At 33.1% G+C, this 13,848-nt stretch carries 15 protein-coding genes; 11 read left to right on the top strand and 4 right to left on the bottom strand.

The features are described 5' to 3' along the window. Window positions 1-176 precede the first annotated feature (176 nt). A complete protein-coding gene (locus ACEN2K_RS11885) occupies window positions 177-728 on the top strand; it encodes a DUF3575 domain-containing protein (protein ID WP_441759543.1) in 552 nt (183 codons plus the stop codon). Window positions 729-730: 2 nt separating this feature from the next. Here the strand turns inward: ACEN2K_RS11885 and ACEN2K_RS11880 are convergent, their stop codons facing one another. Further along, window positions 731-961, bottom strand: coding sequence for a VF530 family DNA-binding protein (locus ACEN2K_RS11880; RefSeq protein ID WP_441759542.1), 231 nt, complete (start codon window positions 959-961; stop codon window positions 731-733). A 70-nt stretch (window positions 962-1,031) separates the two neighbouring features. On the opposite strand from ACEN2K_RS11880, the gene smpB reads away from it, so the two are divergent. Together smpB and ACEN2K_RS11870 are read left to right on the top strand one after the other, a co-directional pair. After that, window positions 1,032-1,487: an SsrA-binding protein SmpB gene (smpB, locus tag ACEN2K_RS11875; RefSeq protein ID WP_441759541.1), complete on the top strand. Its 456-nt coding sequence runs from the start codon at window positions 1,032-1,034 to the stop codon at window positions 1,485-1,487. A gap of 80 nt (window positions 1,488-1,567) precedes the next feature. After that, window positions 1,568-2,620: a Fic family protein gene (locus ACEN2K_RS11870; RefSeq protein ID WP_441759540.1), complete on the top strand. Its 1,053-nt coding sequence runs from the start codon at window positions 1,568-1,570 to the stop codon at window positions 2,618-2,620. A gap of 30 nt (window positions 2,621-2,650) precedes the next feature. Here ACEN2K_RS11870 and ACEN2K_RS11865 read toward each other — a convergent pair whose 3' ends face one another. Beyond that, complete coding sequence (locus ACEN2K_RS11865) at window positions 2,651-3,292, bottom strand: protein-L-isoaspartate(D-aspartate) O-methyltransferase (protein ID WP_441759539.1); 642 nt, start codon at window positions 3,290-3,292, stop codon at window positions 2,651-2,653. 335 nt (window positions 3,293-3,627) lie between these two features. Between ACEN2K_RS11865 and ACEN2K_RS11860 the strand changes: the two genes are divergently transcribed. The 8 genes from ACEN2K_RS11860 to ACEN2K_RS11825 all read left to right on the top strand — a co-directional run bounded on the left by ACEN2K_RS11860 (window position 3,628) and on the right by ACEN2K_RS11825 (window position 11,386). Continuing rightward, window positions 3,628-4,593 (top strand): Gfo/Idh/MocA family protein, encoded by a 966-nt coding sequence (locus ACEN2K_RS11860; RefSeq protein ID WP_441759538.1) that lies wholly within the window; start codon window positions 3,628-3,630, stop codon window positions 4,591-4,593. 58 nt (window positions 4,594-4,651) lie between these two features. Next, window positions 4,652-5,539 (top strand): 3-hydroxyacyl-CoA dehydrogenase family protein, encoded by an 888-nt coding sequence (locus ACEN2K_RS11855; RefSeq protein ID WP_441759537.1) that lies wholly within the window; start codon window positions 4,652-4,654, stop codon window positions 5,537-5,539. Window positions 5,540-5,611: 72 nt separating this feature from the next. Beyond that, entirely contained in the window at window positions 5,612-5,938 is a 327-nt protein-coding gene (locus tag ACEN2K_RS11850; RefSeq protein ID WP_441759536.1) for a DUF1015 family protein, read from the top strand. A 586-nt stretch (window positions 5,939-6,524) separates the two neighbouring features. Further along, entirely contained in the window at window positions 6,525-7,184 is a 660-nt protein-coding gene (locus ACEN2K_RS11845) for a YggS family pyridoxal phosphate-dependent enzyme (RefSeq protein ID WP_441759535.1), read from the top strand. Between the two features lie 69 nt (window positions 7,185-7,253). After that, on the top strand, window positions 7,254-8,615 hold the full coding sequence (locus tag ACEN2K_RS11840) for an exonuclease domain-containing protein (protein ID WP_441759534.1): 1,362 nt from the start codon (window positions 7,254-7,256) through the stop codon (window positions 8,613-8,615). A 17-nt stretch (window positions 8,616-8,632) separates the two neighbouring features. Then, the gene (locus ACEN2K_RS11835) at window positions 8,633-9,463 is read left to right on the top strand and encodes an ion transporter (protein WP_441759533.1); all 831 of its coding nucleotides are present in this window, start codon (window positions 8,633-8,635) and stop codon (window positions 9,461-9,463) included. Between the two features lie 247 nt (window positions 9,464-9,710). Continuing rightward, complete coding sequence (miaA, locus tag ACEN2K_RS11830; protein ID WP_441759532.1) at window positions 9,711-10,637, top strand: tRNA (adenosine(37)-N6)-dimethylallyltransferase MiaA; 927 nt, start codon at window positions 9,711-9,713, stop codon at window positions 10,635-10,637. An 8-nt stretch (window positions 10,638-10,645) separates the two neighbouring features. Further along, complete coding sequence (locus ACEN2K_RS11825; RefSeq protein WP_441759531.1) at window positions 10,646-11,386, top strand: acyl-[acyl-carrier-protein] thioesterase; 741 nt, start codon at window positions 10,646-10,648, stop codon at window positions 11,384-11,386. 131 nt (window positions 11,387-11,517) lie between these two features. On the opposite strand, the gene ACEN2K_RS11820 is transcribed toward ACEN2K_RS11825, so the two are convergent. Both ACEN2K_RS11820 and ACEN2K_RS11815 read right to left on the bottom strand, forming a co-directional pair. Continuing rightward, window positions 11,518-12,231: a response regulator transcription factor gene (locus ACEN2K_RS11820; RefSeq protein WP_441759530.1), complete on the bottom strand. Its 714-nt coding sequence runs from the start codon at window positions 12,229-12,231 to the stop codon at window positions 11,518-11,520. Window positions 12,232-12,234: 3 nt separating this feature from the next. Continuing rightward, window positions 12,235-13,818: a sensor histidine kinase gene (locus tag ACEN2K_RS11815; RefSeq protein ID WP_441759529.1), complete on the bottom strand. Its 1,584-nt coding sequence runs from the start codon at window positions 13,816-13,818 to the stop codon at window positions 12,235-12,237. Between the last annotated feature and the right edge of the window lie 30 nt (window positions 13,819-13,848).

Raw genomic sequence — 13,848 nt, 5'->3', positions numbered from 1 at the left:
ATTTGAGGAGGATCAAGTTTTAGAAACTATCAATTGTTAGCAGTTAGTTAAGTGGAAACAACTTGTCTTTTTCTTTTTCTGCTTGTTATTTCTGCTATATTTGTATTAGTCCACTTTATCCACTCATTAATTAAAAGCCAATAGCTACACATACGTAATTGGTTAAAAACCTTCTTATGAAAAAAATAGTATTATTGGCAGTTTTCCTTTTTGGTTTGCAATCACAAAGTCAAACGTATATAAAAGTGAATACATTTACCACTTTATTGACGATCCCAAATGTAGGTGTTGAAACAAGTATTGGTGAAAAATCGACGCTAAACTTTGATGTCTTAGCCTCTTTTTGGGGTTCAGTTAATGGGATACCTAGAGAGTTTTACACTTTTACCCCCGAGTACAGATACCATTTTAAAGCCAAAGACAACGGGTTTTATATAGGTGCGCATATTGGCGCAAGTATTTACAATTTTCAAAAATGGAATTACATAAGAACTGATTATTACGAAAAAGGAAAGGGATATTTCCTTGGTTCAACTGTAGGATATAAAGCCAAGATAAACGATAAATTTTTCTTAGATTGTTTTATCGGAGGTGGCTGGCATCAAGGGTTTTATAAAGGCTATCGTATTAGTGACGGAAGCCGTTATGAAACTGCTAAGAACTTCAACAAAAGCGGCGAGTGGTTTCCTTATAGAGGTGGAGTAATGATTTCCTATAAACTGAATTAAGATTATTTATTAAATTTATTCAAGCTTTGTACGTATAAATCTTCCACTTGCTTGCGAGCCCAGTCCGTTTTTCTTAAAAATGTAAGGCTTGATTTAATACTGGGGTTTTCATTGAAAGATTTGATTTTTACCAGTTCGCCCAAAGTATCAAACCCGTAATAGTCTACTAACTTTTCAAGAATTGTTTTTAAAGTTATTCCGTGCAATGGGTCTTTTGATTGTTGCTTTTCCATAATGCAAATTTATGCCAATTTTGTAAAAAAAATTGCTGATTCATACATTTGTTGTTACATTTGTCATCCTATGCTAAAAACTGTCAATATATTAAATAAAAGAGCTCGATTTGATTATGAAATAATCGAGAAATTCACTGCTGGAATTGTTTTGGCAGGAACCGAAATTAAATCAATTCGTTTAGGTAAAGCTAATATTACCGAAAGCTTTTGTGAGTTTAGCAACAACGAACTTTTTGCCATCAATACTTATATCGAAGAATATACTTTTGGGAACCAATTTAATCACAAAGCCCGAAGCGAAAGAAAATTACTTTTAAACAAACGCGAACTTAAAAGTTTAGAACGCAGTGTACAAGCCAAAGGACTTACAATTGTTCCTCTTAAATTGTTTACCAATGAAAAAGGAATGGCAAAACTGGAAATAGGGCTTTGTCGTGGTAAGAAGACTTATGATAAAAGGGAATCCTTGAAAGAACAAGATACTAAACGTGATCTGGACCGCATCAAGAAAGCGTACAAATAAATAGGAAAGGTTAAGTAATTAACCTTTTTTTCTGTTTCCAATGATGACAAATACTGTCAAGACTATTTACTACATAGCTTATGATGATGAATATTTTACTTAAAAATGCACGAGTAGCAAAATCTCTTAAAACTAGAGAGTTAGCACAATTATCAGCTATTGATCAAGCATTAATTAGCAAGTTTGAAACAGGCACACGCAAACCAACCAAAGATCAAATAATAAAGTTAGCATCGCTACTAGACATTGATTATGAAACCTTAATGATTGCTTGGTTGAAAGAGAAAATTCTTCATGAAATAGGACACGAAGAATTAGCACTGAAAGCTTTAAAAAAGGTAGAAGAACATTTACTGTCTTCGCAAAATGTAGCTCCAGCAAACCATTTAACTGCTTTCAAAAAGCAATTGGACATTATTGAACAGTTAAAACTTAGAACTCAGCCATTTGATGCAGTAAAAAACGAGGCTATTCTGGAACAGTTGGCATTAGAATATACGTTTGAAAGTAATCGAATGGAAGGAAATACGTTGACTTTATCAGAAACAGATTTAGTTATTAACGAAGGACAAACCATTGCGGGAAAAAGTATGCGGGAACATCTGGAAGCCATTAATCATAATGAAGCTATTGCCTATATAAAAAGCTGCGTTCAACGAAACACTTTTGTGACTAAAGATTTGCTACACTTACACCAACTGCTGCTTAGAGGAATTGCACCAAAAGAAGCTGGTAAATATAGAAACATTAGTATCAATGTAAAAGATAAAAGTTTCTGCCCTTCTGAACCAGTAGATATTCAAAAAGATATGGCGACGCTGTTTGATTGGTACGAAGGCAATAGAAGCAGTTTACATCCAATAATTTTAGCTGCAAAAATGAAACTAAAACTATTCACTATCCAGCCTTTTATCAATGGTAATGCTAAAATCTCCCGATTATTGATGAATTATATTCTGTTGCAAAATGACTTTCAAATCGTTACTATAAAAAGTGATGAAAGTAGTAAGCTGCACTATCATCAAACTTTAAAAACAAGTTTAACGACTCCAAATAAAGATGATATGATTCATTTTATACTACAGCGAGAAAAAGAAAGCTTAGAACGATTCTTGAAAGAGGGTATACTATAAATTAGATCCAAAATAGAATAATATAAACGGCTAATTTTTATCTTCTAATAGAGGAACAAAACGGAATTCTCCCAATTCGTGTTTTTCAAATTGTGTTTCGTTCTTTCTAATCAATAATGTCATTATTTGAACATCATCTCCTAACGGAATAACAAGTCTCCCTCCTATTTTTAGTTGGGCCATTAATGGCTGCGGAATAAATGGTGCGCCTGCAGTTACAATTATACTATCAAAAGGTGCAAAACCTGGCAGTCCTTTATAGCCATCCCCAAAGGTCAGGTGTTTTGGTCTTATTCCAAGTTTAGGGAGAAGACTCGATGTTTGTTTGAACAACTCATTTTGACGTTCTACACTATATACTTTAGCCCCCATTAAGTACAAAACAGCCGTTTGATAACCAGATCCTGTACCTATTTCTAAAACTTTATGATCTTTTTTGATTTCTAATAATTGGGATTGAAATGCTACTGTATAAGGTTGTGAAATAGTTTGACCTGCTCCTATAGGAAATGCCTTGTCTTGGTAGGCGTAATTTTCAAAGCTAGAATTCAAAAATAAGTGTCTAGGGATTTTTTTTATCGCATCTAAAACATTTTTGTCTGTAATTCCTTTTTCTTGTAAAACGCTTACTAATTGGTTTCGAAGTCCTTGATGTTTGGCAGTGTCTTTCAATGGTCGTAAATTATATTTTTGTAAAATTAATTAAAGAATTCTCATTTGCAACATAAACTACAATCACAATACTATAAACTTTAAAAGTAGCTGTTAGAAAGGAGGTTAAAAGAGTGTTCCTTACAAAATAGGGTTACTTTTAAAATTAAGAACTGCTTTTTTATTACTAAATGTAATCCATCAGTACTATTTTATATTGGAGTCAAGAATTAACAAAACGGCTATTTATTATAGATTTTTGAGCAGATTTAATTTACAAATGGCCTACTAATAATTGTAATATTTCCTTATTCATTCTTAGTATTAATTCCTATTTTTGTACAAATTACATCATTATGCTGAAAATTGGAGTATTAGGTGCTGGTCACTTAGGAAAAATACATTTACGACTTTTACAACAATCTGAAAAATATGAGTTAGTTGGTTTTTATGACCCTAATCAAGAAAATGCCGACAAAATCTCTAAGGAGTTTGGCTACAAACACTTTAGTACAATAGCCACTCTTATTCATGCTGTTGATGTTATCGATATTGTGACTCCTACGCTATCACATTATAAATGTGCTAAGGTGGCAATTAAATCAGGAAAGCATGTTTTTATAGAAAAACCCATTTCAAATACTATTGAAGAAGCCGATGAAATTATTGCGCTTGCTAATGAGTACAATGTAAAAGGGCAAGTGGGACATGTAGAGCGCTTTAACCCAGCATTTATTGCTACTAAGGGAATGATTGAAAATCCTATGTTTATTGAAACGCATCGCTTAGCTGAATTTAATCCGCGTGGTACTGATGTTCCTGTGGTTTTAGATTTAATGATTCACGATATTGACGTTATTCTAAGTGTGGTACAATCAAAAGTTAAAAACATTAGTGCAAGCGGTGTTTCAGTAATCAGTGATACTCCTGACATCGCTAATGCTAGAATCGAATTTGAAAATGGCTGCGTAGCTAATTTAACGGCTAGCCGAATTTCGATGAAAAACATGCGTAAAACACGTTTTTTTCAAAAAGATGCTTATATCTCAGTTGACTTCCTAGAAAAAAGATGTGAGGTTGTAAAAATGAAAGATGCACCGGAAGTTCCTGGTGACTTTGACATGATCTTGCAAAATGCTGAAGGTGTAAAAAAACAAATCTACTTCTCTAATCCTGATGTGGAGCAAAATAATGCTATTCTTGACGAATTAGAAACTTTTGCTGATGCCATAACAAATGACACAAAACCAGTTGTAACTTTAGAACAAGCAACGGAGGCGTTAAAAGTAGCATACCAAATTATTGATTGCTTTAAAAAATAAAAATACAATTCGGATTTAAAAGTTAAACGAGAAAACTTTAAAATTAAATACATACTAAATGAAAATAATTGCAGTAATAGGTGCAGGAACAATGGGTAACGGAATTGCTCACACGTTTGCACAAAGCGGGTTTACCGTAAAATTAATTGACGTATCAGAGAAATCACTAGATAAAGGAATGGCAACAATTGCCGCAAACCTTGATAGAATGGTTTCTAAAGGTACAATTACTATCGAAGACAAAGCAAAAACAATTACTAATATTATTACCTACACTGATATTAAAGACGGTGTTGTGGGGGCAGATTTAGTTGTTGAAGCGGCAACAGAAAATGTGGAATTAAAACTAAATATCTTCAAGCAATTAAACGATGCCTGTTCACACAATACAATTTTAGCAACGAACACCTCTTCTATTTCTATAACTCAAATAGGAGCTGTGGTAACGCATCCAGAACGCGTTATTGGAATGCACTTTATGAACCCAGTGCCAATTATGAAATTAGTCGAAATCATTCGTGGATACAACACTAGTGATGAAGTGACAAAAACAATTATGTCATTATCTGAAAAACTAGGGAAAACGCCCGTTGAAGTAAATGACTATCCTGGTTTTGTAGCCAATAGAATATTAATGCCAATGATTAATGAGGCGATTGAAACATTGTACAATAAAGTTGCTGGCGTTTATGAAATAGACACCGTGATGAAACTAGGTATGGGACACCCAATGGGACCTTTACAGTTAGCAGATTTCATTGGGTTAGACGTGTGTTTAGCGATACTGAATGTTATGTATGACGGCTTTAAAAACCCTAAATATGCTCCTTGTCCTTTGTTAGTCAATATGGTACGAGCTGGAAAATTAGGAGTGAAATCTGGAGAAGGTTTTTACGATTATGCTGAAAGTAAAAAAGCCGAAAAAGTTTCTAAACAATTTACATAGTTTAAATTTCCAAAAGTTAAAAGTCATTAAATATATTTCTTTTAACTTTTGGACTTTTTCTTTTAATCTATCATGGCAAAAATAATCCCTTGTAAAGCTGTTCGCCCTGCTCGAGATAAATTGTGCTTAGTGACTTGCCGTTCCTACGATGAATATCTCACTGCAGAACTAGCAGCACAATTAAACTTTAATACTTTGTCATTTTTGCAAGTTGTAAAACCAGCATACACTAATCAAGAAACAGTAACTTTAGAAAAGCGATACCGTCAAATTCATCAAAAATACCAGGATTTTAGGTTAGAAAACGTAGTAATTAAGGATACACATCCAGCAATTTACATTCATAAAATCGTTACTAAAACGCAATCTTATACTGGAACATTGTTGGAACTACTATAGAGGATTACCAAAACAATATTATTTAGAAATACGAGAAAAATTAGCTTTTCGGGTGCGGTTGTTAAAAGAATATATGAATAAAATCGCTTAGTGAAAGATCATAACGGTTTCAGCAAACAAGAAATTATTGCAGCATTAGAGACCAATTTTATTGTAACGAATAAACAGCCATAGCAACCATCCGCTAAGCAGGATTTCGGGATGTATCTTGACAATGAATTTTATCAGTTACAATTTCGTAAAGAGATGGCTAAAACCAGTACTGTTTGAGATAATTTAGACACGTAAATACTGTACACAACGGTTTTATTACCTTTACTGGCAGTTAAAGATTTACGAAATGATGAACGGATGCAATACCTTTCAGGTAAACAATCTATTTTAGACGTAAAGGAAACAAATCGATGAGGGAAAATAGGAAGTTGGCTTCATGCTTTACCCATCACATATTAATAAAATTAAGGCATTAGCAAATAATAATTTGATTATGCCACCAAAAAAGTACGTATATTGAACCTAAGTTTAGAAACGGCATTGTCGCATATGAACTATAGTTCAGTACTACTATAAAATAAATAGTGACCCTATGGCAATAGCTACTAATTTACAACACATACAAGCTACACTTCCAGATAACGTAATACTTGTTGCAGTATCTAAAACAAAACCAGTAGCTGATTTAATGGAAGCATATACTGCAGGCCAACGCATTTTTGGTGAAAACAAAATCCAAGAAATGACTGAGAAATGGGAAGAAATGCCCAAAGATATTCAGTGGCATATGATTGGTCATGTACAAACAAATAAGGTGAAGTTTATGGCACCATTTGTGCAGTTGATTCATGGAGTAGATAGCCTGAAATTATTACAAGAAATAAATAAACAAGCCGCTAAAAACAATAGAGTTATTGACTGTTTATTACAAATCCATATAGCTGAGGAAGAAACAAAATTTGGACTTGATGAAACAGAGTTGGCAACTTTATTAGCTTCTGATACATTTAGCAAAATGGAAAACATACAGATACGCGGATTAATGGGAATGGCTACCTTTACAGAAAATAAAAACCAAGTGAAGAAAGAATTCCAACACTTAAAATCCATATTTGATCAATTAAAGGCGCAGCCTATTTTGCACTCTAAATTAGATACTATTTCGATGGGGATGTCTGGTGATTACCAACTGGCAATAGAATGCGGCAGTACAATGGTGCGTGTAGGAAGTAGTATTTTTGGAGGAAGGTAATAAACATAAATTAATGATGGTTGATTCGTTATTTTTCAACTGAATGTCATCAACTTTAAATAAAATAAATTGTACGCAATATTAGACATAGAAACCACTGGAGGCCAATTTAACGAAGAAGGCATTACTGAAATTGCCATTTATAAATATGATGGTCATGAAATTGTGGATCAATTCATTAGTTTGGTTAATCCTGAAATTCCTATTCAACCCTTTGTAGTAAAACTTACGGGCATTAATAATGCTATGTTAGTACAAGCTCCCAAGTTTTACGAAGTAGCCAAACGCATTATTGAGATTACCACTGATTGTGTTGTGGTGGCTCATAATGCCGACTTTGATTACCGTATTCTGCGCACTGAATTTAGACGCTTAGGATATGATTTTAGCCTAAAAACCTTGTGTACCGTTGAGTTATCAAAAAGATTACTACCAGAACAACCATCACACAGTTTAGGAAAGTTAGTGCGCGCACTAGGAATTCCTATGGCTGATAGACATAGAGCAAGTGGTGATGCTTTGGCAACGGTAAAATTGTTTAAGATGCTTCTAGACAAGGATGTTGAAAAAGAAATCATTAAAGACTTTATCAAATTAAAAGTCGAAAAAGGGATTGCTCCGAAATTGCTGGATATCGTCAGCAGTCTACCTACAAAAACGGGTGTTTATTATATTCATAATGAAAAAGGCGACCTAATCTACATTGGTAAAAGCAAGAATATTAAAAAACGGATCAATCAGCATTTTACTGGAATAACAAACAGCGCTAAAAAAATACAAGCCGAAGTATTCACGGTGACCTATGAAGAAACGGGCAGTGAATTAGTCGCTTTATTAAAAGAAAGTCAGGAAATCAAATTGCACAGACCCCGCTACAATCGGGCGCAACGAAAAAATATATTTCAATGGGCGTTGTATCCAGAAATGGGAACAGATGGCTATTTAAAACTAAAATTACAGAAGGCAGATGGTCGTAAAAAAGAAATCACTTCTTTTACGACATTAACTGAAGGTAAAAACGTGCTCTTTAAAATAACAGAACGATATAACTTGTGCCAAAAACACACCGGCTTGTATGATACGAAAGCAGCCTGTTTTCAATACAAAATTAAAGAGTGTGATGGCGCTTGCATAGGAGAAGTTTCTACACAAGAATACAATGCAAGAGTATTAGATTTTATTAATAATAGTGAATTTGAGAGTCAAAATATGGTTATTGTAGACCGCGGTCGAACAATCAGTGAGCGCAGTGCTGTGCTAATTGAAAACGGAATCTATAAGGGTTATGCATTCTATGATTTAAATTATCAAATTAATAATATCGAAATATTAAAAAACATCCTTACTCCGATGCTTAACAATCGAGATACTAAGAATATTATTCAGGCTTATCTTCGAAAAGAGAAAAATTTCAAATTGATCAAATTTTAATACAATCCCTCCTCTGCATGCGTAAAATTAAATCACAATACGACCTCTTTAAGCAAAAAGTCCACATCATAATTTATGGGACAAGTACTAAAGCGGGTCGACTATTTGATTTAATATTATTAGGACTTATTCTTTTAAGTGTAGTTTTAGTAATGATGGAAACGGTCAATTCCTTTGATCAAAAATACCATTATGAACTTGTATTATTAGAATGGATTATTACTGCGTTCTTTACCTTGGAATATATTTTCAGAATCATATCCATAAAAAAGCCTTGGAAATATATCCTGAGCTTTTATGGCATCATCGATTTGCTGGCTATTTTACCCATGTACTTGTCCATATTTTTTGTTGGAACAAGTATCTTTAGTGTAGTACGCTCTTTAAGATTACTCCGATTATTCAAAATATTAAACCATCCACAATTTACAAATCAATCGGTTCAACTAAGAAAAGCGATTAATGCGAGTCGTGGTAAGATTGTAGTCTTCATCTATTTTGTACTTATCATCACTATAATAATAGGATCTATAATGTATGTTGTAGAAGGTAAGGAAAGTGGTTTCACCAGTATTCCTGCTGGGATATATTGGACTATAGTAACCTTAACTACAGTGGGCTATGGGGATATTTCACCGGTAACACCTTTGGGTCAATTTATTGCGTCTTTTGTAATGATTTTAGGTTATGGTATTATTGCTGTGCCTACGGGAATTGTTACCGCAGAGATCGCCAAAAGCGTGAATAAACCAACAAACAAAATTCAAAAGCCTTGTAGTGGTTGTGGCACAGAAGAACATCCTGAAAATGCTATTTATTGTCATCACTGTGGTCATCAATTACAATAATTAAAAACTCCTTTTACTTCAGGATTTTTTTACACGCGGCTAATGTTTATTATGCTATAAGCTCATTACAATAAAATAGAACTATGAGTGATACGGGAAGCAATCTCCAGCTATTCATTGCAACTCCTCCGTCTACAACTTGTCTTTCTAAATCATAAAAGGAGCTTCTAAAGGCGCTCTTTTACGACAAGAAATACTAACTTGCAGTCGTCCGGGGTTTTCATTGCTATCTGGGCTAAAAATAAATATGAAACACTTAATTACCATTATCGGACCTACAGCCATTGGCAAAACTGCTTTGAGTATTCATGTGGCAAATCATTTTAAATGTCAAATAGTTTCTTGTGACAGTAGGCAGTTTTTTAAAGAAATGACTATTGGAACTGCTGTTCCCAGTAAAGCAGAATTAGAAGCAGCTCCGCACCATTTTATTCAAAATAAATCCATATTTGAATCCTATACCGTAGGTGATTTTGAAAAAGAAGCCATTGCTATGATTGATAAATTATTTTTAGAAAATGATTATGTAGTTCTTGTGGGAGGTTCGGGGCTGTACGTAAATGCCGTATTAAAAGGCTTTGATGAATTTCCAGAAATTGATCTTTCTATTCGAGAAAGTGTAAATGCTAGTTATGAGAAACTAGGAATTGTATACCTTCAAAACCAACTAGAAAAACTAGATCCTGAATATTTCAAAACCATCACAACAGACAATCCACAAACCTTACAAAACCCGCAACGAATGATGCGATTTGTAGAAGTTTGTTTGGGATCAGGAAAACCCTACTCCTCTTTTTTAAATCAGAAACAGAACAGTCGCAACTTCACTCCCATTCTCATCGGTTTAGAAGCCGAACGAAGTGTAATGTACAATCGTATCAATCAAAGAGTAGGTATTATGTTGAATGAAGGACTGTTGAAAGAAGCAAAATCAGTCTATCCTAACAAAGCCTTAAACGCTTTACAAACGGTAGGTTATCGTGAACTATTTAGTTATTTTGATGGCGAAACATCCTTAGATTTTGCCATTGAAGAAATTAAGAAAAACACGAGACGTTTTGCTAAGCGCCAACTTACCTGGTTCAAACGCGACCAAAACACCAAATGGTTTGATTTTGAAACTCCTTATCAAACGATTTTTGACTACATAAATGCAAAAACTAAAATTTCATAATATTACCTATGCCAATAAGTCCAAACTTCACCTCTGTATTAAGCAAAGAATGGGAAATCAATTTTACACAATGCATGCCTAATGGATACTTGAAGTATACTGATTTATGCAATATTTTACAGTTAACTGCTGCCGCACACTCAGATACTGGTGGTATTAGCTTTTCTGATATGCAAGAATTCAGTCAGGCTTGGGTACTGAGCCGCATGCGAGTTGAAGTTACTGCGTTACCTAAATGGAGAGATGTGGTTACAGTAAAAACATGGATCAACACTTTAGAAAATTCACGTTCGATTAGAGCTCTTGAAATGTATGTGAACGGAAAGAAAATTGTAGGCTCCGAGACGTTTTGGGCTGTTTTTAACACTGATAAACGCCGTCCGGAAGCATTGGCGCTACCCTATGAACATTTTGAATTATATCCAGAGAAAAAAGCAACTGTTGAGGGTTTTTCTAAAATAAAAATTAGTACAGAGAAAGAACAGCTTTTTGAGAAAACGGTGTTCTTGTCTGATTTAGATATTGTGAATCATGTCAATAACGTCAAGTATCTAGAGTGGTGTATTGACTTGATGGATGATAAAGTGATACTCGATCAAAATATAAAAAGTTTTGAAATGAATTTCATTAAGGAATTATCGTTGCAAGACAGAGTAATTATTCATGAAAATGTTTCGGATGAAGCGATTATCTTTAGTATTTCTAAAGACGATAAAAACTGCTTTGCATTACAGCTGAACCTGAAATAACAACTATTATAACTGTAGCTAAAAAAAAACTTTTAATAGTTAAGATAGTACCACAAAATAAGACGGGAGTAATAACCCATAAATAAAGGCTCCGATTTCTCGAAGCCTTTTGTATATCTAGACAGTATAATTTATACTGCTTTATTTTTAACAACTAATCTAAACCCTTCACCGTGAATGTTTAAGATTTCAACATCTTCGTCCAGTTTCAGATACTTTCTTAATTTAGCGATGTAAACATCCATACTTCTTGATGTAAAGTAGTTGTCATCTCTCCAAATTTTAGTTAAAGCTAATTCTCTAGGCATTAAATCATTTTCATGAAGAATTAACATTTTCAATAACTCATTTTCTTTTGGAGACAATTTAATTGGCTCTTGGTCTTTAAAAGTAAGAAATCTCAATTTAGAATTTAGGTGAAATTTACCAATATTAAATTCAAATTGTACTTGTTCTGTCTTCACATCTGAAGATTTTCTTTGAATGATTGCCTTAATTTTCATCAACAAAACTTCAGAATCAAAAGGTTTATTCAAATAGTCATCAGCACCTGCTTTGTAACCTTTTAATACATCTTCTTTCATCGATTTTGCCGTTAAAAAAATAATAGGCACTTCGCTATTTTTTTCTCTAATTTCTTTGGCCAAAGTATAACCATCTTTGTAAGGCATCATAACATCCAAGATACATAGATCATAAGTATCCTTTTTGAATTTTTCAAAACCTTCCATTCCGTTTTTAGCCAAAACAACGTCAAAGTCATTTAGCATTAAATAATCTTTTAGTACAGCTCCAAAATTAAGGTCGTCTTCTACTAGAAGTATTTTTTTATTTATAGTTTCCATAGTTTAATTTATTAGTGGTATTTTTATTATGAAGGTACTTCCTTTTCCCTTTTCACTTTCTACATATACTTGACCATTGTGGTCCTCAACAATTCTTTTTACGTATGCTAATCCTAAACCGTGCCCTTTTACATTGTGTAAATCGCCCGTGTGCTCTCTATAGAATTTTTCAAAAACTCGCTTTTGAGCTATTTTACTCATTCCTAATCCTTTATCCTTAACTTTTATAAGAATCATGTCTTTAATATTTTCAGTAAAAACTTCAATATCAGGCACATCAGGTGAGTATTTAATTGCGTTTTCTAATACATTTACAATGACATTAGTAAAATGTACTTCATTCATTAAAACTGTTGTTCTAGCCGCATTAAAATGACTGGTAATCGTTCCCTGTCTGTCTTCAAGAATCAAATTAACATGCTCAATTGCATCATTAATTACATCAACTACATCGCTAGATTCTTTTTCAATATCGAGTTCTTTCTTTTCTAATTTTGAAATTCTCAAAACATTTTCAACCTGAGCATGCATTCGTTTGTTTTCGTCACGAATCATTTGCAGGTATTTCATCACTTTTTCCCGATCGTCTATTATCTTAGGATTTTTAATCGCATCTAATGCAAGGTTGATCGTTGCTATAGGCGTTTTAAATTCATGTGTCATATTATTAATGAAATCGGTTTTAATTTCAGAAATCTGACGTTGACGAATTAATTGATTTAAAGCACTAGAATAAGCTACAATAATGATCAATGTGAAAATGATAGAAAGAACGGTTATGCTTATTAACTCTGACAATAAGAATTTTTTCTTGTGCGGAAAACTGACTAATAACTTGTATTTTTCATTTCCTTCATTGTCAGTATATATTGGAATTGAATAGGTCAATTCTTTGTCATACTTGAAATTTGCCGATTTGACATTAGTTGCTAAACCATTGCTGTAAATCCCAAATTCAAACTTCGTTTTAACTCCTGATTGTTCTAACTCCTTTTTTATTAATTTTTGAAGTGTTTCTTTAGACACTCTTTCTTCTAATGGCATTGCAGCAGCAATATCTTTATACGAAATTTCAAATTGTACTTTATCTAATACATCTAAATTACCTGATTTCTCAATGGTTACGTCGGGAAGCAGGTTCTGCTGCAAATTAGATTTATCAACTCCGTTATTATTGTAAACTTCAGTCACCCTTTTAGAACTAAAGTTTTTAAATTTATCGTTACTAAATTTCTTATTAAATAAAGAAGATGAGATATCATAATCTTCAGAAATAATACTGTTAGAGTAAACAATGGTTTTATTCGTTTTAGTATTTCGTTGAACGTAATAAAATTCCGTTAAATCTTCTTTCTTCGGAATCTTACCTGTACTATCTTTTATACGATTATACCTATCATAAAATGTATATGCTTCTTGTTTTTGTAATTTATCCGCTACATTTCCAATAACTTGCGTTACGTGAAACTTAAACTGTTCGTCGTTATTTTTAAACGAATTGTTAAACCAATATACCTGTACAAGAATTATACCTATTAAGGATAAACTCATCAACAAAACCAGTAATCTAAAAAAAAGTTTATTCATCGGAACAAAATTAACATTTTAACAGTATGA

The sequence above is a fragment of the Flavobacterium sp. W21_SRS_FM3 genome, from assembly GCF_052113625.1.
Classification (GTDB): Bacteria; Bacteroidota; Bacteroidia; order Flavobacteriales; family Flavobacteriaceae; genus Flavobacterium.
This window is presented reverse-complemented; position numbering and strand designations above follow the sequence as displayed.

Excerpts from the sequence above, each read along its gene's own strand:
- ACEN2K_RS11885 (WP_441759543.1), top strand. The coding sequence starts at position 177 with ATGAAAAAAATAGTATTATTGGCAGTTTTCCTTTTTGGTTTGCAATCA.
- ACEN2K_RS11880 (WP_441759542.1), bottom strand. The coding sequence starts at position 961 with ATGGAAAAGCAACAATCAAAAGACCCATTGCACGGAATAACTTTAAAA.
- smpB (WP_441759541.1), top strand. The coding sequence starts at position 1,032 with ATGCTAAAAACTGTCAATATATTAAATAAAAGAGCTCGATTTGATTAT.
- ACEN2K_RS11870 (WP_441759540.1), top strand. The coding sequence starts at position 1,568 with ATGATGATGAATATTTTACTTAAAAATGCACGAGTAGCAAAATCTCTT.
- ACEN2K_RS11860 (WP_441759538.1), top strand. The coding sequence starts at position 3,628 with ATGCTGAAAATTGGAGTATTAGGTGCTGGTCACTTAGGAAAAATACAT.
- ACEN2K_RS11855 (WP_441759537.1), top strand. The coding sequence starts at position 4,652 with ATGAAAATAATTGCAGTAATAGGTGCAGGAACAATGGGTAACGGAATT.
- ACEN2K_RS11850 (WP_441759536.1), top strand. The coding sequence starts at position 5,612 with ATGGCAAAAATAATCCCTTGTAAAGCTGTTCGCCCTGCTCGAGATAAA.
- ACEN2K_RS11845 (WP_441759535.1), top strand. The coding sequence starts at position 6,525 with ATGGCAATAGCTACTAATTTACAACACATACAAGCTACACTTCCAGAT.
- ACEN2K_RS11835 (WP_441759533.1), top strand. The coding sequence starts at position 8,633 with ATGCGTAAAATTAAATCACAATACGACCTCTTTAAGCAAAAAGTCCAC.
- miaA (WP_441759532.1), top strand. The coding sequence starts at position 9,711 with ATGAAACACTTAATTACCATTATCGGACCTACAGCCATTGGCAAAACT.
- ACEN2K_RS11825 (WP_441759531.1), top strand. The coding sequence starts at position 10,646 with ATGCCAATAAGTCCAAACTTCACCTCTGTATTAAGCAAAGAATGGGAA.
- ACEN2K_RS11820 (WP_441759530.1), bottom strand. The coding sequence starts at position 12,231 with ATGGAAACTATAAATAAAAAAATACTTCTAGTAGAAGACGACCTTAAT.
- ACEN2K_RS11815 (WP_441759529.1), bottom strand. The coding sequence starts at position 13,818 with ATGAATAAACTTTTTTTTAGATTACTGGTTTTGTTGATGAGTTTATCC.